This window comes from Caulobacter sp. Root487D2Y (assembly GCF_001427165.1).
Lineage (GTDB): Bacteria > Pseudomonadota > Alphaproteobacteria > Caulobacterales > Caulobacteraceae > Caulobacter.
In genome coordinates, this window is record NZ_LMFD01000016.1 from 99420 (window position 1) to 123112 (window position 23693).

17 protein-coding genes are annotated in these 23693 nt (G+C 63.6%); 12 read left to right on the forward strand and 5 right to left on the reverse strand.

Annotated elements, in window-relative coordinates; genetic code table 11:
• Positions 1–875 precede the first annotated feature (875 nt).
• Positions 876–1508, reverse strand: coding sequence for a recombinase family protein (locus ASD38_RS22880; protein WP_235523934.1), 633 nt, complete (start codon positions 1506–1508; stop codon positions 876–878).
• Positions 1509–1878: 370 nt separating this feature from the next.
• On the opposite strand from ASD38_RS22880, the gene ASD38_RS22885 reads away from it, so the two are divergent.
• The 5 genes from ASD38_RS22885 to qatD all read left to right on the forward strand — a co-directional run bounded on the left by ASD38_RS22885 (position 1879) and on the right by qatD (position 7967).
• Complete coding sequence (locus ASD38_RS22885) at positions 1879–3186, forward strand: hypothetical protein (RefSeq protein ID WP_056463802.1); 1308 nt, start codon at positions 1879–1881, stop codon at positions 3184–3186.
• Between the two features lie 181 nt (positions 3187–3367).
• Positions 3368–5149: a KAP family P-loop NTPase fold protein gene (locus tag ASD38_RS22890; protein ID WP_056463805.1), complete on the forward strand. Its 1782-nt coding sequence runs from the start codon at positions 3368–3370 to the stop codon at positions 5147–5149.
• 57 nt (positions 5150–5206) lie between these two features.
• Complete coding sequence (locus ASD38_RS23590) at positions 5207–5917, forward strand: hypothetical protein (protein ID WP_200946038.1); 711 nt, start codon at positions 5207–5209, stop codon at positions 5915–5917.
• On the forward strand, positions 5914–7221 hold the full coding sequence (gene qatC / locus ASD38_RS23595) for a Qat anti-phage system QueC-like protein QatC (RefSeq protein WP_200946039.1): 1308 nt from the start codon (positions 5914–5916) through the stop codon (positions 7219–7221). The genes ASD38_RS23590 and qatC overlap by 4 nt, the downstream gene beginning before the upstream one ends.
• Positions 7218–7967 carry a Qat anti-phage system TatD family nuclease QatD gene (gene qatD, locus ASD38_RS25190; RefSeq protein WP_082560863.1) on the forward strand — a complete coding sequence of 250 codons (750 nt, stop codon included), beginning with the start codon at positions 7218–7220 and terminating at the stop codon, positions 7965–7967. The genes qatC and qatD overlap by 4 nt, the downstream gene beginning before the upstream one ends.
• Before the next feature lie 91 nt (positions 7968–8058).
• Here qatD and ASD38_RS22900 read toward each other — a convergent pair whose 3' ends face one another.
• From ASD38_RS22900 to fabV, 4 genes are all read right to left on the reverse strand, one after another.
• The gene (locus ASD38_RS22900; RefSeq protein ID WP_056463810.1) at positions 8059–10053 is read right to left on the reverse strand and encodes a UvrD-helicase domain-containing protein; all 1995 of its coding nucleotides are present in this window, start codon (positions 10051–10053) and stop codon (positions 8059–8061) included.
• Positions 10050–12077, reverse strand: a complete 2028-nt coding sequence (locus ASD38_RS22905) for an ATP-dependent nuclease (protein WP_056463811.1) — start codon at positions 12075–12077, stop codon at positions 10050–10052. Before ASD38_RS22905 ends, ASD38_RS22900 begins: the two co-directional genes overlap by 4 nt.
• Positions 12078–12439: 362 nt before the next feature.
• Positions 12440–13069, reverse strand: coding sequence for a recombinase family protein (locus ASD38_RS22910; protein ID WP_056463815.1), 630 nt, complete (start codon positions 13067–13069; stop codon positions 12440–12442).
• A gap of 207 nt (positions 13070–13276) precedes the next feature.
• Entirely contained in the window at positions 13277–14491 is a 1215-nt protein-coding gene (fabV, locus tag ASD38_RS22915; RefSeq protein ID WP_056463816.1) for an enoyl-ACP reductase FabV, read from the reverse strand.
• A 417-nt stretch (positions 14492–14908) separates the two neighbouring features.
• Between fabV and ASD38_RS23605 the strand changes: the two genes are divergently transcribed.
• Genes ASD38_RS23605 through menD form a run of 7 tightly spaced genes read left to right on the forward strand, consistent with a single transcriptional unit; the run spans position 14909 to position 23693 of the window.
• On the forward strand, positions 14909–15184 hold the full coding sequence (locus ASD38_RS23605; RefSeq protein WP_200941412.1) for an acyl carrier protein: 276 nt from the start codon (positions 14909–14911) through the stop codon (positions 15182–15184).
• A gap of 3 nt (positions 15185–15187) precedes the next feature.
• Positions 15188–16366 (forward strand): alanine racemase, encoded by a 1179-nt coding sequence (locus ASD38_RS22925; protein WP_082560864.1) that lies wholly within the window; start codon positions 15188–15190, stop codon positions 16364–16366.
• Positions 16363–17910 carry a hypothetical protein gene (locus tag ASD38_RS24235; protein WP_056463824.1) on the forward strand — a complete coding sequence of 516 codons (1548 nt, stop codon included), beginning with the start codon at positions 16363–16365 and terminating at the stop codon, positions 17908–17910. The genes ASD38_RS22925 and ASD38_RS24235 overlap by 4 nt, the downstream gene beginning before the upstream one ends.
• Positions 17907–18881 (forward strand): ferritin-like domain-containing protein, encoded by a 975-nt coding sequence (locus ASD38_RS24240; RefSeq protein ID WP_056463827.1) that lies wholly within the window; start codon positions 17907–17909, stop codon positions 18879–18881. The genes ASD38_RS24235 and ASD38_RS24240 overlap by 4 nt, the downstream gene beginning before the upstream one ends.
• A gap of 14 nt (positions 18882–18895) precedes the next feature.
• Positions 18896–20500, forward strand: coding sequence for an amino acid adenylation domain-containing protein (locus ASD38_RS22940; protein ID WP_056463829.1), 1605 nt, complete (start codon positions 18896–18898; stop codon positions 20498–20500).
• A complete protein-coding gene (locus tag ASD38_RS22945) occupies positions 20494–21903 on the forward strand; it encodes a polysaccharide pyruvyl transferase family protein (protein ID WP_056463830.1) in 1410 nt (469 codons plus the stop codon). The genes ASD38_RS22940 and ASD38_RS22945 overlap by 7 nt, the downstream gene beginning before the upstream one ends.
• Before the next feature lie 8 nt (positions 21904–21911).
• Positions 21912–23693 carry a 2-succinyl-5-enolpyruvyl-6-hydroxy-3-cyclohexene-1-carboxylic-acid synthase gene (menD, locus tag ASD38_RS22950; protein WP_056463833.1) on the forward strand — a complete coding sequence of 594 codons (1782 nt, stop codon included), beginning with the start codon at positions 21912–21914 and terminating at the stop codon, positions 23691–23693.

Genomic DNA, 23693 nt, shown 5'->3' on the forward strand with positions numbered 1-23693 from the left:
AACAGTGATGAACTAAAGAGACGAATAGCCCAGCTTGCCAGAGCTGGGTTTTTCTTTTCCCAAAGATGCATTCTCGCTAGGTCACGGCGAACCCTCCCGTGAATAACAGAGGCCGCATTGCGGGCCGGGTAGCGATTAAGATACGCTAGAGATGAGATTCATCAACATCTGCATGTATGTAGGACCGGCCACCCACGGCGCTGGCGTCAACTCTTGTCATCCCTTTTGCAGATTTAGAGAGGGCGAGAGCTTCCATGCAACATAGTGACTTGGAAATGCTGAACCGGTTCAACCAAATACAGCTTCAACGCTCTTTTGAGATCGCCAATCGGCCTTTTCGCCCCGGATTGATAGCGGTGTTGAGTATGATGAGCGGAGCGACGTTGTTTGGTGCAATTGTTTTCATCTTGAGCCGATTTGCTTAAGAGCGTCGACCCTTAGCTTAAAGTTACCTGATAAAGACGCCTTTTTCGGTTCTTGCAATCTTCGTCGCCAGCACCAATGTGCAAAGCCAACGTGCTGCAAAATCGAGGACCTATGCGAGATCCGTTACCACCGTTTTCGCCTGGGAGAATTAGCCGGAGGCTTTCCCCAGCGCGGAATCCTGTCGCAGCTACTGTGCTAACGCTCCTCATAATCGATGCGTCGCTGCTGCAAGGCCTTGCCGCCCGGACAGCGTGGAACGTGTTGGTGGCGTACGTGCCGGCGCTGTTGAGCACGAGCTGGGAGGAGCGCTTTAGTCCACTCAGCTTGGCCCTCGCCGCTTCGATCGCGTTGCTAGGAGGCGGGGCCATGGGCCTCATGCTTGGCCTGAAGCACGTGAAGGCTCAGCGCGACGCCTTTCGCGGACGTTGATCGCCGGCAGCGACCCCAGTCTATCCGTCCGACGCAGGTATACGACCGATGGTCGCCTTACTGACGCCCAGGACCCTGGCCAGGTGGCGAACACTCTCACCATTGGCCCGCTGCTGTGCGACGAAGGCGCGCTGCGCCACAGTCAGGCTGTGCCGGCGCCCCAGCTTCACGCCGCGGGCCTTGGCCCGTTCTCGCCCTTCGGCGGTTCGGGAGCGGATTAAGTCGCGCTCGAACTCGGCGAGCCCCCCCAGGACGGTGAGCATCAATCGGCCGTGTGACGTGGTGGTGTCGGCCCAAGTATCGCGGATCGACCGAAACTGGGCGTCCTTCTCGGCGAGCGCAGCTAACACGTTGAGAAGGTCACGTGTCGAACGGGCCAGCCGATCCAGACGCGTGACCACCAACACGTCGCCGGCGCCAAGCGACGCGATCGCTTTCTTGAGTTGGGTGCGGTCAGTCTTGGCCCCAGACGCTGTTTCGCTGAACACTTTCTCGCAGCCGGCCACCGTCAGTTCGGCGACCTGGGCGGCGACGCTCTGGCCGTCTGTCGAAACTCGCGCATACCCGTAAATCATGAGCCTGATTCTGAGACTATAATCTGAGACGCGCAAGCCGCTGTAATCGTTGAGGGTGGTCAGTGTCTCTTTTTTCAAGATTTATGAGCCACCGTCCCTGGTCGGGAATGGCATCTCAGTCACAGCCGCTTCCCGATCTAGATCTTGATCAACCCGATCGCGCCAAACCTGAGCGCGGCGAACCCGCGGCTACGCGCCAAGAGGTGCCCTTGGGCCCGAACCCAGAAACACGACACTGAGGATTTTTCAGCCGATACGGAGGCCTCCGGTTACGAGGGCAACTTTGGCGCCACGACCGAGTCTGGCGCACCTTTGCGGCAGAAATCTACCGCTTGCCGCGCAATGCCGATCCAAGGAGGATTTAGGCCATGTCGATACTTGACGAGATCAGTAGGTCGTCGATCCGAGGGAAAATACTAAGACGGCTCTCTCGGCAGCTCGGCTTGTAATGGGGGATCTCAACGACCGCGAGATCGCTTCGCTCATCTGGCTAGCAATCGCTCTCCTGTGGCTGATTTGGAAGGGCCAAGCCTTGGGGCTGCTGGCGGGATTAGCACGCACCTTTTGCAAGCCGATCATCCTGCGATCGGTCGCACTGATGGCGACTTACGTCGCCGGCTGCGTCTGGATTTTGGCACACTTCAAAATCTGGGCGTTCGACAATACCAAGACGACCCTAGTCTGGTTTGGGACCTTCGTTCTTGGCTGGCTGTTCAACTTCAACCGCTGGGACGGCGACCCGGACGCGCAAGCGCGAGCGACGCTAAAGGAACTGCTCAGCGTCATAGCGATCGTGACCTTCGTCACCGATTTCTACACCTTCCCACTGCTCGGCGAGCTGGTGTTTGTGCCGGTGTTGGCGTTCGTTGGGATGATGGCCGCCGTCGCCGGCAAAAAGGCGGAGTCACAGCTGGTGGCCAAGCTCTGCCAGGGCATATTGATGCTCGCCGGGCTGACCATGCTGACTTGGGCGGCTGCGGGCCTGATTGGCGATTTCGCGCGCTTCGCGACGATCGACAACGGCCGCGAATTTGCGACGCCCGCCCTACTCTCGCTGATGTTCCTGCCTTTCATGTACGCGTTCAACGTCTACGCGGCTTACGAGCTGGGCTTCATAGCCCTACCCAAGGCGATCGAAGGCGCCGCACTGAAAGGCTACGCCCTTCGTGCGGCCATTCGCGGGTTCGGGATCAACGTCAAGCTGATGCGGCGATGGAAGGCAGCGCTCTTCAACCGCGACGCCGCGACCCGCGCAGACATCGACCAACTGGTCTCGACCATGAGGTCAGCGGTCAGGCGCGAGCGCAACCCGCCCGCCGTTCCAGCCGAACATGGTTGGTCCCCCTACGCAGCCGGCAAATGGCCCGTCGCGCAGGGTATCGCGGCGCGCGACTACAACCCGATCTATGGAGAATGGGGTTCGAGCTCACCCTATCGAAAGCTCGACGATACGATCCTCGGAGACAATCTCGCCTATTATGTACGAGGGACAGAGATGGCCGCCACGCGATTGACGCTCACGCTCAATCGCGACCGTCGCAAAGGCGAGACCAGTGAGGACGCGCTTGCCGTCTTCTCGGACGCGGTCGTCGCGGTCGTGAGCGGCGTGTTTGGCGGGGATGCGCCCCGCATCATTCGAGGCCTCAAGAACAAGCGGCACCAAACCCGCCAGAAACCTGTGACCGTCATGCTGAAGGAGGACGATCACCGGCTTCAACTCATCCTCACGCACGATGCCCACGTCGAGCCGCTCTGATCGGGACCCACGAGCACACGCGCGACCGACTAATAGCTCGGGGTGTGCGGGGAGAAGACCAGGCCAGGATCCGCGCTAAGCAACTTGGCAAAATCTGTGAGCTCGGAGCGCTGAGTGAACGCAAACATCCTGACTGGCTAATCGGTTGGCAATCCGTCCCGCCCGGTGACATGGTGCGGCAATGTGGGCTGACGCTGAAACTGACACGGACTACCTGAACTACTCCGAAATTGCGGAGTTGGTGACCGAGCTTATCACAGACCCCGACCTTCTACCGATTTCGCTCGGCGTCTTCGGGGGGTGGGGCACCGGAAAATCCAGCACCTTAAAACTGATCCAGTCTCAGCTCGCGACCCTCGCCGAGCCCCCTATCGTCGTAGAGTTTGACGCGTGGCTCTACCAGGATTTCGACGACGCTCGGGCGGCATTGATGTCGGTTATCGCCCGCACGCTATACGCATCCGCGCCTGAATCGCTGAAAGACAAGGCGACGGGGCTCATCAAACGGGTCAACAAGCTGAGACTTCTTGGCTTAGCTGTCGAAGCCGGAGCCTTCGCCTTAGGCGTTCCCACGTTCGGCGTCGCCGCACGTGGCGTAGAAGCCTTGGGGGACATCGCCCGGTCAAGCGCCGACGAAGAAGATGTCAAGGCGATCAAGGCAACGACGAGCGACGCACGTGAACGTGTGAAAGATCTTATGGGGCCGAAGACTGATCGGACTCCGCCGGATGAAATTGACGCATTCCGCAGAGAGTTTGGTGATCTTCTCGCTTCGATCGACAGGCAACTAGTTGTCTTCATCGACAACTTAGATCGTTGCTTACCTTCGAACGCCATTCACACGTTGGAGGCCGTGCGGCTCTTTCTATTTATACCACGCACTGCGTTTGTCGTTGCCGCGGACGAAGACATGATCCGGCACGCAGTTTCACAACATTTCAGCAACCCAGCCGAACGCCATGTATCGGATTATCTCGACAAACTAATTCAAGTGCCGGTCCGAGTACCCCGCGTGGGCGTTCAGGAGGTCCGCGCCTATCTTTTCATGCTCTTGGCTAGCCGAGCGAAGGTCGATAGCGACGCCCTTGAGGGCCTGCGAAACCAGCTAATTTCTCGACTGCAGCAGGCTTGGCAGTCAGATGAAATTGTCACGGTCGATGCGGCCCTCAAGCGTCTTGGACGCAGCGCTGACGAAGGCTTGAGGCGATCCTTCGAGATGGCAGATCGGATGGCGCCGCTTCTTGCTAAGTCCACGCGTGTCTCCGGCAACCCTCGTATCGTCAAACGGCTACTCAACGTCGTCAGGATGCGTTCTTCGATAGCAAAACGTCGGTCCATGCCGCTCGACGAAGCGGTAATAGCTAAGCTTGCGCTCTTTGAGCGATGCACGGACGAAACGGCATCGCTCGCGCTACACACGCTCATCAACCAAGCTGAGGGCGGCAAGCCTGATGCATTGCGTCGAATTGAGAGCAACAAGTCGGTTTCCGACCGTGATGCCCTGCCCGAAGCGTGGAGCAAGCATCTTGCATTTATCAAAGATTGGGCCGGTCTGGAGCCGCTTCTGGCCGGCGTGGATCTGCGGCCTGCCGTCTATTTGGCTCGCGAGACGGTGCCGCTGCAAATCTCCAGCTCGTCTGCTTCTGCCGCTGTCGTCGCGGCGGTTGAGGTGCTCCTAAAGGTTACGACCATATCTTCGCCGGCCGCTCGCGAGGCGCTCGATGCAGTGCCTCCAAATGAGTACGTAGCCGTCATAGAGGCGGTCATCGCCGAGATGCGGAAGAACTCTGACTGGGGACGGCCTCGGACCGATTTTAGGGGCGCAACGCTCGTGGCAACTCGCTCTCCGGAAGCGGGATCGCTCTTGGCGAGATTTATTCGTTCGTTACAACTGTCGCGGCCACCTGCCTGGATGTCGACAATGATTAAGGACGCCGACTGGTGGAAAGGGACGGCAAAATAAGGGGGGAATATGGGCACATCTGCTTCGCGCGGAGGACGGACTAGCGACCGTCCGCTCGTGCCGGCTTATGCCGACGCCAATCCAGAGCAACCCCTGCCTCCACCCGAGGGGCAGCGGTTTCGAGGTTTTCGAACGGAGTTTGGACGCGCTGTAGCAGGCGGCGGTGCAGGTTCATTCGCAGCCGCCCTAGGAAAATACGCTCGTGTCGCCACGGGCGGCGCTAGTATCGGCCCGAGGCGCTTTGGCCCGGCCTATTCCGCAGGCGGCGCCCTCGTCGATTTGATCGGTAAGCTGTCTAGCGAAGGCACAGCCGAAATCGACGGGACTGACCTGTCAGTTCTCATTGGGCAGCCTCTAGAGCAAGTCGCGGAGCAGATCGCTGAACTGCTTGCTCCGGACAATGCCGACCACGACCTGATCCGCAGCGCAATTCTCGATGCGATTGTGGAAGCTCTTCCGGATGTAGAGTTCTTCGAGCCTGCCGCGCTGAGTCCCGACCAGATCATCAGTCTTCTGGTCGAGTTTCACGCGCAACTGCTGTTTCGTGAAATAACGAACGACGCTGGAGAGGCCTGGAATAAGGCTGAAGCTCCTGAGCGCACCATCGAAGCCGAAACGGAGTTTCTCGACCTGATCCGGGCATCAGTAGATAAACACCTTTCGCCTGTTCTAGCAGAGGGCTTAGGAAAAGCTTCGCGCGAAGAGATCGAGGCCATGCAACGGCGGGCCGTTGATGCAATCTGGGCCGAATGGTCCACCCAAGAATGACTCTCGTCCACTGCCACATCGCACCCGAAACCATTCCGCCAACGGATACGCTAGGGACGGTTCACGTTTACCTCTACGGCAGCCAGCCCGTACGGGCGGGTACGGGGTCGATCGGAAACCAAGCTAACGATGTCCTGCTTCGGCTCGGCGTCGCCCCACGGACCGTCGCGGTTGATTTCCTATCCATAGCGCTGGCGGTAACCGCGGCTGACACTTTTGTCAGACGGAGCGACGCAGACGATAGCTGGGCTCGCGATCTCGACGTGCGGGTCCCGCTTTTCCGACCACAGACCTGGGAACCAGTGCGCGTCGATATCGAACGCACGCTGCGCTTTCTGACCGGCGACACATGGCGACTTCATTTCGAGGGCGGCGGTAAGCCTGCGCCCAGCCAGCTCGATGTGAACAGTAGGCGGCGCCATCTCGACATCTCCAAAGTCGATTTTGTTTCACTATTTTCGGGGGGACTCGATAGCGGTGTCGCGACGCTCGAAGCGCTAAGGGCGGGAGAAAGACCGCTTCTCGTCAGCCACGCTTATCGAGGCGACGCTGACTACCAGGATACAGTTGCGGCGCTTCTACCTTCGCAACCACAACGATTTGCTCTCAATGCGCACCCTGAAATGGATGCGTTGCATGACGACAGCATGCGCTCTCGCAGCTTTAACTTTCTGGCACTGGGCGTTCTGGCGGCGGATACTGCTAGCGGTTTTAAGGATAAGCGTTTTCAGTTGCGGGTGCCTGAGAACGGCTTAATTGCGTTGAACCCGCCGCTGACGCCACGACGGATCGGAAGCCATAGCACCCGAACGACCCATCCGCATTATCTGGCTTCAGTGCAGCGGATCATCGACCAGGTTGGACTTCAGGCCGAAATTACCAATCCGTACGAGACCATGACCAAAGGTGAGATGGTTGCCAAGCTATCATCCGCCCCCGCCTTTGAGGCTTTTGCGAGCGCGACCGTCTCCTGCGGGAAATGGAAGCGCGCCAATCAACAGTGTGGCCGGTGCGTTCCATGCCTAATCCGCCGAGCATCCCTCTACGCTGGAAATGTCGACGATAAGACGAGCTACACTTGTCCGGATCTTCAGGCCGTTCTAGCCGATGAGGATAATCGAGATGACCTGTTGTCCATGATGACAGCGGTCGTGCGTTCTAAGGCAAACAAACTTTCACGATGGGTAGCTCAGACCGGTCCGATGCCGGTAGATGTCGCCCGCCGTGCCGCTCTCGATGACGTCGTCAGACGAGGCTTGGGAGAGGTCGCGGTTTTTTTGCGAGACTCAGGTTTGAAGGTTTGATCGATTTCCACTGCCACCTAGATCTGTATCCAGATCCTCAGCTGGCCGCCGAGGATGCAGACCGCGCTCGAATCTACGTCCTGTCGGTGACGACAACGCCTAAAGCTTGGCGGAAGACGGCGGAGCTGGCCAAGCCCTACAGCCGGATTCGGACCGCGTTGGGCCTTCACCCGGAAATCGCTCATGAGCGGATTGGAGAACTTGCGCTGTTCGAAGTGCTAGCGCCAGAAACGCGGTACTTTGGAGAAATCGGGCTCGATGGCAGTGCCGAATACCGAGCTTTTCAAGAGATTCAGGCAAAAGTTTTCGACTTTATCCTCAGAACAGCTGCCAAGGCTGGCGGTCGCATAATGACGATTCATAGTCGAAACGCCGCCTCGGCGGTCTTGACTTCGCTCAGGCAACATCCGGACGCCGGCGTTCCCATCTTGCACTGGTTCAGCGGCTCCCCCTCGGAGCTAGACGCAGCCTCACGACAGGGATGCTGGTTCAGCGTTGGGCCCGCGATGCTGCGCTCGAAGAAAGGACGCGAACTCGCCGCACGAATGCCGAGAGACCGCGTCTTGACTGAGACGGATGGGCCGTTCGCGAAGGACAAAAGCCGCCCTTTGCAGCCGGCCGATGCTTGGGTTGCAGTCGATGAACTAGCGACAATCTGGGGCGTTAGCGGAGAAGCTGCTCAGGCTCAGCTAGCGACGAACCTACGGCGCTTGACGGTTGCCATACCAGAGAATATTGCGCCTTAGCGTCTCTGCAAGATAGTCAAAAACTAGACTGTCTAGAAGCAACTCACGCCGTCTCCTTGCGCAGTAGGCCTCACGCTGATTGCGACGCCACCTAAGGGACAGCACAACAGTCGATAATCTCCCAGCCGCGACCTTGGAGCGTCGCGATATCTGCATCGGTCAGAGCGTCCTTACGCATGGCGATGCAGAGAAGGTGCGAAGAACGTGTCATAGCGACGTAGTGGAGACGGAGGCGCCCCAGAAGGCGCGGGCCTTCGAACGTCGTCCCCTTCTTCATTCCTCCGGAACGCGCGCCGAGGAGCCAGGGCTTCAGCTCATTGAGGTGATGGTTGTAGTAGAAGGACTCCAGCACGAGCGTTGCGGTGTGGGTTTCACCCTTCACCGAATGGATCGAGCCCAAGCGAATATGAACTTTCGGCTCCGCATGCGGATAGCTAAATAGGTTGTCGTTTCGCGGGACCGGTTTCTCATCTTTCAGTTCGGTGCCGCTGCCGTGTTCAGGCCAGACGAGAAACGCGTGCGTCACGACCGGAGCCATGCTTGCAATGGCTTCGGCAATGGAGATCGCAAGCGGCTTGCCGTTCGCGTCCCACACGGCCTTTGACAGGTCCCCTTTGTGCGCGAAGACCAGTTCTAGTAGTGCGTTATATGCGGCGGTGTTGCCGTCGAGTTTTTCGAGCACGCGCCTGTGTGGCGACTTCCTGCCGTATAGGCTGAGATCGGCGCCCGCGATGTTCGCGAGCGTCAGGACGGCCGATGCGGTCGCGTGTACCAACGGGAAGACGTTTCCCGTGTTTCCCATTTCGAAGCGGGCGCGCGAGAGGTATTGCGCGAAAGTCGCCTGCGATGCGTCACGGCGACCACACGCCGCGTCATAGTGCGGAGCGTAGTGGCCCATTGAACAGGGCACGGGCTCGGCGCGGTCAGACTCGTGGACGCCTGCAACCGCGACATAGGTGCCTGCCCGCAGCTCACCTTCCGTGAACTGCCCGATCAGATGGGCAGCGTAACGCGGTAGGACGTCGCCTACGCTGTCGTCGTCGAAGAGGAAGATCGCTGGTGCCTTCGCCGCGCCTTTGATTGCGGACAGACTTGGCCCCGCACCCATAAGCGGCTGGGGGACGACACCAAGGTCCTTCACCTGGTCAGCGGTCGTCTGGTTGAACCGATAGCTGCGCGGCAGGTCGAACTTATTCGTGCCGGGAAACGGGTCTGTCGACGCGCCGCTCTGATCGAAGGCACTGCTGTAGATCGCCTGATTGGAGTCGCCGAAGCGCTGGCGCCGCGAGGGGTTGGCACCGTCTAGGAAGACGCGATGGAGAAGCGCGGATTGTGCCTCGCTATTGTCCTGCGCCTCATCGACGAAGACGAACGGAAAGCGCTCGCGCAGGGCCGCGGCGACTTCGGGACGTGCATCAAGCAGCTCATTCGCCCAGACGAACATTTCATCATAGCAGAAGTAGCCGGCCTCGCTTGATGCCCTAGCTGCAGCGACCATGGCCTGCGCGAACGGCGTTCCCGCGCCGAGGTTGCCCTTATTGTCAGCCGTGTAGTCCGCTCGCTCGTACATGAGGGCGAATTCGCTAAGGTTGCGCCCCCTCATCGCCGTTCGCCAGTTCCATGCGAGCAATCCCATACGCTGCTTCAGCGCGATTTGCGTGTCGATCGCCTTGATTGGGTTTCCTTTGGAACGCAGCCACGGCACGGCCAGAAACTCATTCACGAACGAGTGGATCGTCCCGACGAAATGGGGGTAGCGGAGCAGCGCGCCGCCAACAGGCGAGGCGCTAAGACGTGCACCGATTTCATTTCGCGCTGCGTTCGTATGCGAAAGGACACAAACGCCTTGGCGCGGGTGTCGCCAACGGTTCGCGAGGATGGCGAGCTTGGCGACGAGGAGGGTCGTCTTGCCACTGCCGGGGCAGGCCTCAAAATCGGCGGTGTCCATGTTGCGGATCGCCGCGAGCCGACTCTCGTCGTTGCCGACTTTGGCGAAGCCATTAAGACCAAGCCCCATCAGCTCGGACGCCCACGTGATATCGCTGTCCGAGATGTCGAACGGCCGCCACTGGAAGGGCTCCGTCATGCAGCGTCCCCTTCTTCCTCCAACTCCTCCTTCTTCGGGAATGGCTCGGTGACATGTTCGATAGCCTGCACGATGTAGGGCGGCAGCCTCTTGAGAAGCGTCGACGCATTCCAGGCATGTTCCCCCTCAAAAAGGCCCTCAAGATGCTCGGCGAGGTACTGCGCAGCGATCGCCTTCGACGCCCCGTCGCGTTCAAAGAGCGCGTAGACATGCGAGGCGAAATCCTCTGAACTGAGCTTCTGCTCCACGAGCCCCTTGAAGTCGTGAGCGGACGTCTGCGCGACCGCCTGCTTCGTGGTCTTGCCCTCGACAAGCTTGTCGTCTTCGAGAGCCAAATGGGCAGCGAGCCAGACCTGCGGTCGAAGACCGCTTAGAGCCATATCGAATTCAAGTGTCCATTCTCCGGCCACAAAGGTTTCGACCTTCTGGCCTGACGCCTTGGCACGGCGCTCTGCCCTCCGCGCATCGAGCTTGCCGTCCGGAAAGTCCGCCTTTCGGCGCCACTGCCGCCCCCCCTTTTTGATAGGAGGGACGTCTTCATCCGCCTTGAGTTTGCCGACGATCCATGGGGCGGCGTCGGGCATGACATCGAGATCGGTGACGCAGGCCACCGGCACGCCTATGACGCCCGAATTCTCTGGGTCCTTACGCATGAAGATGCGGGCGAAGCGACCGAGGCCAACCCCGCCGACATTCACGAGCGAGACGCCGTAGTGGTGGAAGTCGCGCCCAAGCAGGCGCGCGATGACGGGAAGCAGGATGGTCTCGGAGTCGCCCTCGACGATCATGACGGCGCGGGCGAAGAAGAGATTCGCCTTGGTCACGTCGAGGAACCGTTCGAGGAAACGATAGTCGGACGCACTTAGCTGCGTGTGCTCCGCGCCCATTGGGAAGGCGCGGCCGCCTTCGATCATCGCGAGGTTTTCGAGCCGGATATCCGACGCGAGGTTCGGACTATGGGTGGTGACGAGGATCTGAATCTGCTGACCATCGGCGCGAACTCTGTCCGCTTGTTCTTGAAGGAACGCCATAAGGCGGAGCTGCCGCTGTGGGTGAAGGTGCGCTTCCGGTTCTTCGATAAGGAGCAGCGGGAAGCCGTCGCTCTCGGCGACGAGCAGCAGCAGCTCGCAGGCCATGAAGAGAAGATTGTTCGATCCAAGGCCGCGCGTATGTGCCGCGTCGGCGTTCTCCGATACGATAAGGGCGAGTTCGAGTTTCTCGAGAAGCTGGCGGAGGCGAACAGCGTCATCGCGACTTCCGCTGACGGCGATCCTTGCGTTTAGAAGGTCGTTCGCGAACGAGAGCGGCTTCAGGAATTCGTCATTCAGCTTCTTACGGGCTTCTTTGATGCCCTCGCTGTCGCCGAAGAGGAAGCTCGCATAATCACCGAGCCCGAGGACACTTAGTGTTTTGGGGTCCGCTGGCGCACCCACCTTCGGGTCGAAGGCAACGCCCGTCTCCTTGATTTCCTTCGTATGCTGGAGAATTTGCGAGAGACGTGAACCACGGCCCGCGCTCATCGCCCGCTCCGCGTCTCGTAGCGGGCGCAGGTAGGTCGTCGTCAGCAGGGAGCGAGCGGCAACGTCTAGAATCGGACCTTCACCCGTCGCTCCCGTACGAAGCTCGGGCGGCAATGTCCGGCGCGTGACGCCTTCCTTCGTGTTGCGGCGCGCCAACCAAGTGATGACGAGCGATGTCTCCGTACCGTCACCGCCCGGAAGATAGGTCAGGTACTCGGCAAAGGCCGCGCGGTCGTGAACGGTTAGTGCGTTGAAGATCAGGCGGATACTAATCTGCTCAGCTTGTTCCCCGCCGGGCTGCTGATGGAAGTCTGTCGTATCGACGCGCAGCAGCTCCTGATCGCGCGTGCCGAGCACGAATCGTAGGGCATCAATGACAGCCGTCTTCCCCGCGTCATTCTCACCGACCAGCGCCGTAAGGCCCGGCTTCAGGGGTAGAACGAATGCATCCTCGCCTGACCCAAACAGCCGGAAGTTCTCGATCTTTATTTCGGAAATATACACGCTTCCCCCTGCCTTGAGCGTATCACCCCGACGAGGGCGTTCAATCGAGGATTGCCGTCTGTAACACTCGATAGCGCAACGAGCAGCGCATCACGGATGGAAGTTGGGCGTCAATTGCTGGGCCTCAACGCTAATCAATTGGTGTCGGGGCGAGTAGCTCGCGCTGTCAGCGTTCTCCCGATGCAGCGCCTGGGGGCTTCTGGGATTGCCACCGAGAGTCACGCCTGCCGGATCTATGATGCACCGGCTCCTCCAGGTTCGGAGATGAGTCAAGAGCGACCAAAACTTGAATCGCGGCTTTTGGAGTCAGCTCGCTAGGGATTTGGAGTCAGTCGCAAGTTATTGAGTCAGCCGCAGCCCAGCTATTTCTGGATGCGCCAGTCGCAACTTTTGGAGTCAGTGACATTGGGGTCAGTCGCGGGGTTTGAGGTCTGCGCTCTTGCTGCCGAAAGGATGCGGCTGATGGTCGGTTCGCTGACGCGGTAGAGCCTAGCCATTTCAGCCGCCGACTTGCGTCCGGAGGTCACGTTCTCGACCACGTCGGCACGTTGCGCCGGGGTCAGTTTCGGGCGCCGGCCACCGATCCGTCCAGCCGCCCTCGCCTCGGCCAGGCCGGCGTTGGTTCGCTCGCGGATCATGGCGCGTTCGAACTCGGCGAAGCTGCCGACCATGTGCATCATCATGCGGCCCGCGGGAGTCGTCGTGTCGATGCTTTCGGTCAGGGAACGGAAGCCGGCGCTGGCGGCGTCGACCTTCTCTAGGATGTGCAAAAGGTCTTTCAGAGAACGGGATAGACGGTCGAGCTTCCACACCACGACGACGTCGCCGGACCGCAGTTGATCAAGCATTCGATGCAGTTGGGGCCGGTCCCATCGGCCACCGCTGGCGGCCTCTTCGAACAGGCGCTCGCACCCCGCGTCGGTCAGGGCGCGCTTCTGCGCGGCCGTTGATTGGTCGTCTCCCTTGGACACTCGCGCATAGCCGATGAGCATGGCGGCCCTTTCAAAAACCGGTTGCCTTTCAACCAAGTTATGAAAGAGGTTTTCGAAAGATGCTAGTCCCTGCCCTGGCTACCTGTGCGCCGCCCTTTCACAAACGGCCATTTGTGCAAGGAATTCAGTGGCATCGGCTCAATGACACCGCGCATGCGCGGAGGTTGGAGATCTACGCGAACTATGAGTGAAGCCCGCCGCTTTCGGTCAGCCCGGTGACGGCCACAAGGCGGGAGCGGACGGGACGGGTTCGGCGGCCTGGAGGGTCCAGCGCGGATCGACCTCCCGCGCGTAGTCCACGCCCGGCGCGTCAAAGCCGAACAGCCGCAATTGCTCGGCGCGAAATCCTGGCCAATCGGCGTACTGGGCCAGGCTTTCGGTCGTCACCAGCGACCACCGGCGCGCCACCTCCGCCTGAACGTCGTCGCGAAGCTCCCGATCATCCAGCCGCAACCGCCCCTCGCCGTCGACCTCCCCGCCGGGAATGACCTGCTCGAAGAGGCGCAGGATTTGCTCGAGAGCGCCTTCCTGCAAACCAAGCCGCGTCATCACGGGCGCCAGCAGCGACCAATAGAGCGGCATGAGCGGAATGGCCGAACTGGCCTGGGTGACGATGGCTTTGAGCGCCACGAGGCGGGCGAACCCCTCGCCCAGGACATCGTTCATCCGCCGGGCCGCAAGGGCCGTGTCGGCCTTGGCGCGCCCGATCGTCCCGTCGGCGTAGATCGGGGCGGTCGGGGGCGAGCCGACATAGGTGTAGTGAAGCGTGCGGCAACCGGGCGACAAAAGATCGTGCGCCGCCAGGGTCTCGACCCAGCGGCTCCAGTCGCCTCCGCCCATGACCGCCACCGTGTCGTCGAGCTGGGCCTGGGTGGCGGCCGGCAAACTCGCCACGGTGATCGCGCCCGTATCGACGTCCAGGGCCTTCAGGTCTGAACAGGGTCGCAGCGGCAGGATGGACGAATAGTGCGTCAGGCCCGTCCGCGGGTCGCGCCGCGACGGCGCGGCCAAGCTGTAGACGAGCAGATCGACTTGTCCGAAATCGCGGACGATCAGGTCCACCGTCTGAGCCTTGACCTCGTCCGAAAAGGCGTCCCCCTCCAGGGTGGCGGCGACGAGCCCGCGCCCGCGCGCCAGGACTTCAAACGACCGGTTGTTGTACCAGCCGGCGCTGGCCGTCCTGTCGTCCGTCGGCGAGCGCTCATGGGATACGCCGATCGTGGCCGCGCCCCCGGCGAAGGCCGTGACCAACCGGGTCGCCAGCCCATAGCCGCTGGAGCCGCCGATCACGAGAACCCGGCGCGGCGCGCGCGACAACCGCACGTCCGCCAGTCGATCCACCGCTTGGCGCATCAAGGCGGCGGACCCGACCGGGTGAGCGGTCGTGCAGATGAATCCTCGCATTCGCGGCTTGATCAGCACTCGGATCGCCCCCCGCGGCGTCCCGCCGCCACGCCTGAAGCTCCCCGATAAGCCGCCGCTTTACAAGCGACAAAATACCCTCAATAGTTGCTTTTTACAAAACTCGCGCCAACTTGGGTGGGGATGCGAATGACGCGCTCGGCCGCGCGCCGCGCGCCGTCAGGGGCCTGGGCAGGTGTCGCGTAAGGGCCCTTCTTGGGTCACGCCTGGGTTCCTCTGATTGTAAAACTAAAAAAGTCATTTTCTGGTTGCATATCATTTTTCGACGTGATTATGCTTTAAGATAGCGGGGCTATAGGGGCGGGAATCCAGCAACAGTTCGTTTGCGATAAAGTCGAGATCCCGACTTTTTGATCCCGTTCATGTAAAACACGCATTTATGTCGACAGCACTGCCATGCATACTCAGGAGTATACTGTGGGTGAAAGCACGACTCTGCCGCTCGTTCAACGAGAAGTCGCCAGAATCATCAACGTTGAAGATGTCGATACCGATACCGGCGTTGGTGAACTCGGCATTGACTCCCTGAACGTTGTTGAACTCATTCTCGTTTTCGAGCAACTTTACCAAAAGCCTGTTGATCCAGACGAACTTCACGTCGATCAATTCACCACCCTAAGAGAGCTCGATCAGCAACTCTTGGCGATGGGCTCGGGCGCAACGGCGAGCGAACCCGCGACCTCGGCGGGCTGAGCCATGTCAGACTTTCTGCTCGAACGTGAAGTGGTCGCGCAGATCCCCGGAGGCGAGGACGCGTTCTGGAGTCGGCCGGATCGGCTGGCGGGCCTGGAGACGCCGTGTTTCGTCTTCGACCCGGCCAGAATTCTCGCGGCCTACCAGCGCCTCAAGACCGCGCTCGGCACGCCGCTCATCGTCTCGATAAAGGCCAATCCGAACCCAGACGTTCTCGCCCGCTGCGTGCATGAATTCGCCGACGGGGTCGAGGTCGCCAGCATCGGCGAACTGAACGTGGTGATCGGGCGCGCGCCTGGACCGAAATTCGTGGCGAGCCCGGCCTTGGACGAGGCCCTGGTGCTGGCGGCGGCCTCCTGCCGCGCGCACATCGTTGTCGACTCCCGCGCCCAGGCCGACCTCTTGATCGAACTCAGGCCGCGCCTGCGGACACCGCCTGCCCTCCTGATCCGCGTCAACGCCGGCGCGTTGCTCGCGGGCCAGACCAGCGGCTTGAAGGCGGACCATTTCGGGGTGGAGCCCGCCGAGGCCGTCGCCTTGGCGCAAGCCCTGCAGGCGGCCGATTTCAAGGTGATCGGACTGCACGTCTTCGCCGGCTCCGGCGCCTTCGCGCGCACCGCGCCGTTTATCGCCCAGGCCATGCAAGCGCTCGCCGAGCGGGTTTCGGAGGCGCTGGGCCAGCCCCTCTCCATTCTTAATCTCGGCGGCGGGTTCGATACCTCGTGGGAAGACGATCCCACCCTGATGGCCGCCTATTGCGGCAGCCTGGCCCCGCTGCGCCGGCATTTCACCGTCGTGCATGAATCAGGACGGGCGGTGTTCGAGCCGGGCGGCACGTTCGTCACACGCGTCGTCTCGACCAAGGCGCTCGGCGGGCGCTGGATCGCGGTGTGCGACGGCGGCATGGCCCAGGCTTTCAGGCTGGCCCAGACCGAAACCTTCATCAAGAACCGGCGCGCGCCCATCGTCGTGCCGGCCGGCCCCTCGGCGCCGCCGAGCGATCGGCCGGTCAGTTTCGTGGGCAATAGCTGCAACCCGGCCGACATCATCGGCGCGGCCGAGGGGATGCCGCCCCCGCGGGCCGGCGACGTGGTGCTGTTTGATCGCCTCGGCGCCTACCACACCTATACGCCCACGGCGTTCCTGAACCTGCGAAACGCCAAGAAGTACCTCGTGTCATGACCGTGGCCCACGCCTCACGCCACGACACGCGCATTCACGTCCTGACGGCGCACGGGCGCTTCACGCGCTCGCCGTTCGCGGGCGAACTCTATCCGGCCGGACTGGGCGTGCTGCCGCTCCTTCGACCCGAGGAATTCGAACAGGGACACGCCTTTGAACACGTCAATCCCTTTCCAGTGCTGCTGTCGCCCCGCCAGCGGTTCGACCTGCTGGCCAAGATCGTCACCGCGGCGCGGGAAACCATCCCGGACCTGTCGGCCGCCATCGTCAACGCCAACCCCGGAAACTACCTGGTCCAGCTTCCCGCCGAGCTGCTGAGCCCCGATGTCTTCTTGATCAACGACCCCGCGGGCCTGGCCGCCCCCTGCGTCGAGACCGGTCACCGCAACGTTCTGACCGTCGTGCAGCAACTGCGCGCCGACAGCGTCGAACTCGGCGACAACTCGCTCGAATTGCGCCTGTACAATCCGGACGGCCCGGAAGCCTTCGAGGCCTTCCTTCGCCATCCGGTCTTTGGCGGCTGCCACGACCTGCGTCTGGTCGAGAGCCTGACGAACTCGGGGCCGCCGCCCAGCGCCAAGGCCGCCGAACCGCTGCGCCACATGCTCGCGCGCCCCAAGCTGGCCCTGCCGGAAGAGACCGACTTCGCGCCGGCCATCCTCAGGCGCGCCCTGCACTGGCGCATCGAGGCGCCCTACCTTCCCGACACGCGAGACCTGGCCGATCGCGCCGGGGTGCTCGCCCAGTGCGTCGGGGCCCAGGTCGAGGCGGTGGCCCGCGGCGTTGACCCCGCCGACTGCATCCATACCTTCTCCTCGACGCACCTTTCCTGGATCATCGGCGACATCCCTGCCCACACCACCCAGTTCCTCGACGCGATCGAGGCGCGCGGGGGGCAGCGTCCGATCGGCGTCACGCGGGTCTACGAATGCTCTGGCTGGGGCTACCTGCTTCAGTTCATCTCCCGGTTCATGCGGCGCCGCTACGTGGTGCTGAGCATCGTCGATATCGACCTGCACGGCTTTGGCTACTGGGACTATCACCACGCTATCGGCCATTCCGGTTACGGCTTGACCGCGCTCCTGATCGAGCTGCCCGAACGTCCGCTGGCGGTCTATTGCGACGGTCCGTACCAGGCCAGCGCGTTTCCCCAGTTCATCCGCGACCTGCGCGCCCGCCGAGCGGCGGGCGACGCGTCGCGCGCGTTCCTGCCGTTCTTCAAGCCCGACCTGCAGAAGGTCGCCGCCGCCTCGCTCGACCCGACGACGACGGGCGGCAACCATCACGACGTCTTCGGCCACGCGTTCGGCTCGGACCCCTGGATCGGCATGATCAAATACCTGCAGGACCGCCGTCCCTCGGCGCCCGAGCGGGTGATCGCCGGGTCGATCGCCATCAGCGGCTACTACTCCATCTGCGACATCGAACTCGGCCCCGACACGGAAATCGGCCTGATCACCGGCGACGGGCGTCGCGAAACCCTGATGGCGCGCGCGGCGGCCTATCCGGACTACGGCGCGCTCGGCCAGGAGGCTCGCCGATGACCTCCTCGATCACCGGCATGGCCGAGAGCAGCTGGAGCCACGAGGCCTTGCTGCCCATTCGCGTGGCGACGGACGATCCTCGCTGCCCCGACAGCCTGATCGACGTCTATCGCAAGGGCCTCCGTGGCCAATGGGACGCCCAGACCGACCTGGACTGGTCGCACGTCCTGTCGCCCGAAAATCCCCTGCAGATGCACGACGGCACCAACCCCCTCGCCGACACCCCCATCTGGCGCAAGCTGAGCCCCGTCCAGCAGACGCAGGTTCGCTGCGACCTGCAACGTTGGCACATCTCCCAGATCCTCCACGGCGAACGCGCGTCAATGCTCTGCGCCGGAAAGGTGATGCTCTCGTCCACCGACTCCACCATCAAGGCCTGCGCCGCCGTCCAGGCCGTGGACGAGGCGCGTCACGTGGAGGTCTACGAACGTCTGCTCGCCAAGATCGGCCCTGCCTTCGCGGTCTCGCCCAGCCTGAAGACCCTGCTCGACAACGTCCTGTCAGACAGCGACGAGGGCATCACGGCCCTGGGCATGCAGATTCTGGTCGAGGGCCTGGCCCTGGCGTTCTTCAAGAGCCTGCAGCGCTATTCAAGCGATCCGCTGACCCGTTCCCTTCTTGAGCTGGTCATGCGCGACGAAGCCCGCCACTTCGCGGTCGGGCAGATCACCCTCCAGCAGCAGCACGCCCATCTGAGCCAGGCCGAGTTGGCCCGGCGCGAAGACTTCGCCGCCGACGCCTGCGGCCTGCTGCACGACTATCTCTTCGCCGACGAGGTTTGGGCGCCGTTGGGCCTTCCCGCCCGCGAGTGCGCCGAACACTCGCGTAACTCCAAGGTCAATCGCGCCATGCACAGGATGCTCTTTCGGCATCTAACGCCCGCGATCCACCACCTAGGCCTCCTGGGCCCGCGCATGGAGCGACGTCTCGATGAGATGGGCGTCCTCCACTACGCCGCCTTTCCGATCTGAGGGGTGACAAGGTGATGGGGCGGTCGAAACTGGTCGAAAATCTCCTCAGCTCGGCATCCCTGCACGCCGGCCGGCCGGCCGTGCGGACCGGCGACGTGGCGCACACCTACGAGCAGCTGGTCGGGTTCGCCGGCGGGCTCGCCCATCGCCTGGCCCTGTCCGGCGCCCCCGGCGATCGCTGCGCCGTGCTCGGCCGACGCTCGCTAGCCGCCTACGGCGCCTTTTTGGCCTGCCTGCTGGCCGAGCGCGTCTATCTTCCCCTGAGCCCGCACGACCCGGCTCAGCGGATGGCCGACACGCTCAAACGCGGCCGGTGCGAGACCTTGGTCGCCGACCGCGCCAGCCTCGCCCAGGCCGCGCCCCTGGCGCGGGCGCATCAGGGCCTGCGCCTGCTGATCCTGCCCGACGTACGGCGCGGCGCCCTCGGCGACTTGGGTCTGGACCCCAGCGTCGCCGTGATCTGCGCCGACGATCTCGACGCAACGCTCGCGCCGCCGCCCGCGACCCTGGCGTCCCCCGACGCGGAGGGCGCCTACCTGATCTTCACCTCCGGCTCGACCGGAACGCCCAAGGGCGTCCTGGTGCCGGCCAGCGCGGCCCAGTCCTATGTGGAAGCCATGCGGCCGGTCCTGGCGCTGGAACCCCAGGATCGGGTCAGCCAGGTCTTCGATCCGGGTTTCGATCTGTCCGTCCACGACATGCTGATGGCCTGGGACGCCGGCGCCCAGCTTTGCCCCCTGCCCGAAGCGCAACGCTTTCGCCCCGGCGAAGCGGTTCGGGAGCTGAATCTTACGGTCTGGTTTTCCGTGCCTTCGACCATCTCGGTGATGGGGGGGCTCGGCCAGTTGAGGCCCGAACTGCTGGGCGGCTTGCGTACGAGCCTGTTCTGCGGCGAGGCGCTGAGGACGGCCGACGTCGATCTCTGGCGCGCGGCGGCCCCCGCGTCACGCCTGCTCAACCTGTACGGCCCCACCGAAGCCACGATCGCCGCCTCGGCCCATGAGGTTGTCGCGGCCGACACGGCCCGCCCGACCGCGCCGATCGGCCGGCCGCTGCCCGGTCTGGGCTATGTCCTGCTGGATGCCGACACCCAGGGCCTGGCCAATGGCGAGGAAGGCGAACTGGGCATCAGCGGCCCCCAGCTGGCCCTGGGCTACTGGGACGATCCAGACCTGACCGAGCAGCGCTTTCCCACGCTGTCGACGCCGGAGGGGCCCCAGCGGATCTACCGCACCGGCGACCGTGTCCGCCGCCTCGACGACGGTGCCTACCTGTACCTCGGCCGGCTGGACAACGAGATCAAGATCGCCGGCGCCTATCGGCTGAACCTCCTGGAGGTCGAGAACGCGGTGGCCGCCGCGGCGGGGGCGCGCGCCTGCGCGGTGGTGGTGTCGGACGGTCGTTCTCAGGCGCGCAGCACGCTCACCGCCTTCCTCGTCGGCGCCACGCAATCGGATCGCGCGATCCGCGAGAGCCTGCGCCATAGCCATCCGACCTACATGATCCCGGAGGCGTTTCGGCGCCTCGCGGTCCTGCCCGCGCTGCCCAACGGCAAGGTCGATCGTCACGCCCTGCTCCGCGTGGTGGTCGGCGAAACCGAAGGATCGGAAGCATGCTGAGCCGGGGGATCGTCTCCTTCGTGACCTCCCGCGATCCCGACGCGGTGCTGATGGAGCATCTGTCGGCCATGAGCCTGCGCCAGGACCGCGCGCCCGCCCCGCGCGCGCCCGGCCAACCCCTCGAAGTCCTGCTTTCGGGATACTTCGGCGCGGGCAACACCGGCTCGGAGATGCGGGCCAGCGAGATCGTACGCCACATGCGGCGGCTGCTTGGCCCCGACAACGTCGCCTTCAGCGCCCTGAGCCTGACCAACGACCTGCCGCGCGACCTGTTCCCGGGCGTACGGGCCTGCACGCTGTCGGGCTTCTATCCCGACGTGGTGGCGGCCGAAATCGCCAAGTGCCACGCGGTGGTCGCCTGTGAAGGGTCGACCTTCAAGTCGACGTTTTCGGAGGTGCTGACGGCCTTGATGGCCGGCACCCTGGGCGCGGCGGCCCGCGCGGAGCAGCCGGCGATCGCCTATGGGGCCGAGGTCGGGACGCTCACGCCGCGACTCGAAGCCTACGTCCGCGACAACGCCCGCGGCGCCCTGATCATGGCCCGCAACCAGGCTTCGGTCGAGCGCGCCGAAGCCTTGGGCCTTCGCACCCTCTCCGGCGCCGACACGGCCTGGACCTTCACGTCCTCGCCGCCCGAGGTCGCTCGCCAATGGCTGGCGCGGGCCGGCTGGAACGGCGTCGATCCGATCGTGGTCTTCTGCCCGGTCAACCCGTTCTGGTGGCCCGTTCGCGCCGAGCCGGCGACCTTCGCGGCCATGCAGAGAACCGGTCAGGGACGCGATCGGCACTACGGCGCGGTGTTCTTCCATAGCAACGACGAGATCGCGAGCGCCCGCTACGGGGTGTTCATTCGCCAGCTCGCCGACGCCTTCGAGCGCCTGCGCGTCGCGCGGAACGCCTTTCCGGTCGTGATCGGCATGGATCGCGTGGACGCCGCGGCCTGCGCCGACCTCATCGCCCGCATGCCGTTCGGCGCGGCGGTCTTCCGCAGCGGCGAACACGACGTCGGCGATCTCATCGCGATCCTGCGGCAAGCCGACCTGGTGGTCAGCGCCCGCTTCCACGCGCTGGTCGGCGCGATGCCGTCCGGCGCGCCCTCGATCGGCCTGGCCTTCGACGAGCGGGTGGGCAATCTGATGCGGGGCGCTGAACCGGGGCGAGCGCTCGCGGCCGACGCGCCGGACCTGGCCGATCAGATCGTCGCGGCGGCCGGCCGCCTGGACCCCGACGTCGTCCGGGCCGAGGCGCGCGCGCGGATCGGCGCCGAACTCGACGGGATGGCGCGGATGGCCCACGGACTGCGCGCGGAGTTCGGCCGGTTCGCGCCCGACCTAAGCCTGCCCGATCTGCACGATGGTCCGGTCGGCGCCCTCCCCCTCGATATCCAGCGAATCTTGGCGTGAGGTCCGCGGTGAACATCCATCAACCCCTGACGCTCAACCCCAACACGTTCTGGTGCCGCGCCATCGCCCAGACCCTGGCCAGCCTGGGCGTCACCGACATCGTCACCAGCCCCGGCACCCGATCGGCCGCCCTCGTCTCGGCCTTCGAGGAACGTTCCGACTGCCGCATGCATGTTCTGACCGACGAACGTTCCGCGGGCTTCTTCGCGCTGGGACTGGCCAAAAGCCTGAAGCGGCCCACGGCCGTCTGCGTCACCTCCGGCAGCGCCGTGGCCAACCTCGTACCGGCGCTCTGCGAGGCTCACGCCAACGCCACGCCCCTGGTCGCCCTCACCTGCGACCGGCCTCGCAGCCTGCGCGGCGCGGGCCAGCCCCAGACGACCAAGCAAGCCGAGTTTTGCGCGCCCCTGGTGTCCAGGTTGATCGACCTGAGCGATCCCGACGGCTCCCCCGAAGGCCTTGAGCGGCTGGTCGCCGAGCTCCTGACCATCGCGCCGCATCTCGTCGATCAGGGCGCGCGCGGCCCCGTGCAGATCAATATTCCGCTTCTGGGTCGAATGACCTCCGTCGACGGGGCCCACGGCTGGGGCGTGAGCCCTCCGCCCGCCCGGCCGATCGCGCCGTCGTTTCCAGCGCCGCGCGCTCTGGTCGAGATCGACACGATCGCCAAGACGCTGGACCTGAAGCCCGGGCTGAAAGGCCTGATCGTGGTCGGGCCGGACGAGGATCTGCCGATCGCGGCGATCGGAAGGCTCGCCGCGCGGACCGGTTATCCGCTCCTGCTCGACGCGCCGGGCGGCCTGCGTGGCGCGCGATTGCCCGGCGCCGTCGCCGAGGCCGACTTCCTGGTCACGCGCCGTGAGGTCTTCGCGCTGAAACCCGAACTGCTGATCCGCATCGGTCCCGCGCCGGTCTCGGCCGGCTTGCAACAGTATGTCGGCGCTTGCCGGGCTCCGGTGCTGCGCGTGGACCGGCGGTCCGTGGAGGCCGATTATCTGAATGACGCCTTCCGCGTCTTGCCCCTGCATGACCACGCCGCCCTGGACGCCGTCGCCGAGCGACTTGACCGCGGCGACACGGCCTGGCGCGAGCATTGGCTGGATATGGCCCGGGCCTGTCGCGCCGCCCTGCCCCAGGCCGTGGCCACGGGCGGCTGGAGCGAAATCCAAGTCGCCGACATCGCCTTGCGCCGGCCTGAATTCGGTTTCACGCACCTGGCCAATTCGCTGGCGATCCGGCTGGGCAACCTGCTGACCGGGTTGGATGGGCGCGAACGCCCGGTCCACGCCAACCGGGGGGTGGCTGGGATCGACGGCACCATCGCGACCTTCCTGGGCGAAGCCGTTGGGACGGCGAAACCCGGCCTCCTGCTGATCGGCGACCTGGCGGCGACGCACGACCTGTCGTCGCTCGAGGCATGCCTGCGCGCCGACTGCAGGGGCGCTATTGTCGTCATGAACAACGACGGGGGAGGTCTTTTCGACCTGTTGCCGGTGCGGGGCACACCCGCCTACCGCCCCTATATCCGTCACAGCGCGGGGGTCGACTTCCGCCGCATAGCCCAGGCGTTTGGACTGGGGTTCGACCGCTGCGGCTCGATCGAGCAACTCGACGCGGCCCTGGATCGCGCCGTGCGGCCGCGCGCGCGACTGCGTCTGATCGAAGCGGTGATCACGCCCGGCGCGATCACCACCGAGCTGCGAGACTTGATCGGCCGCCTGAGCAGCCACGACGCGACCAAGACGCGGAACCATCCCGCTTCGCCCGTTTCCACGCCAGCGGAGGCCTGA

Bases quoted from the DNA above. Each gene is read 5' to 3' on its own strand.
- ASD38_RS22925 (WP_082560864.1), top strand. From the start codon at position 15,188: ATGTCAGACTTTCTGCTCGAACGTGAAGTGGTCGCGCAGATCCCCGGA.
- ASD38_RS22910 (WP_056463815.1), bottom strand. From the start codon at position 13,069: ATGCTCATCGGCTATGCGCGAGTGTCCAAGGGAGACGACCAATCAACG.
- ASD38_RS22890 (WP_056463805.1), top strand. From the start codon at position 3,368: ATGTGGGCTGACGCTGAAACTGACACGGACTACCTGAACTACTCCGAA.
- qatC (WP_200946039.1), top strand. From the start codon at position 5,914: ATGACTCTCGTCCACTGCCACATCGCACCCGAAACCATTCCGCCAACG.
- ASD38_RS24235 (WP_056463824.1), top strand. From the start codon at position 16,363: ATGACCGTGGCCCACGCCTCACGCCACGACACGCGCATTCACGTCCTG.
- ASD38_RS24240 (WP_056463827.1), top strand. From the start codon at position 17,907: ATGACCTCCTCGATCACCGGCATGGCCGAGAGCAGCTGGAGCCACGAG.
- ASD38_RS22945 (WP_056463830.1), top strand. From the start codon at position 20,494: ATGCTGAGCCGGGGGATCGTCTCCTTCGTGACCTCCCGCGATCCCGAC.
- ASD38_RS22900 (WP_056463810.1), bottom strand. From the start codon at position 10,053: ATGACGGAGCCCTTCCAGTGGCGGCCGTTCGACATCTCGGACAGCGAT.
- ASD38_RS22940 (WP_056463829.1), top strand. From the start codon at position 18,896: ATGGGGCGGTCGAAACTGGTCGAAAATCTCCTCAGCTCGGCATCCCTG.
- ASD38_RS22885 (WP_056463802.1), top strand. From the start codon at position 1,879: ATGGGGGATCTCAACGACCGCGAGATCGCTTCGCTCATCTGGCTAGCA.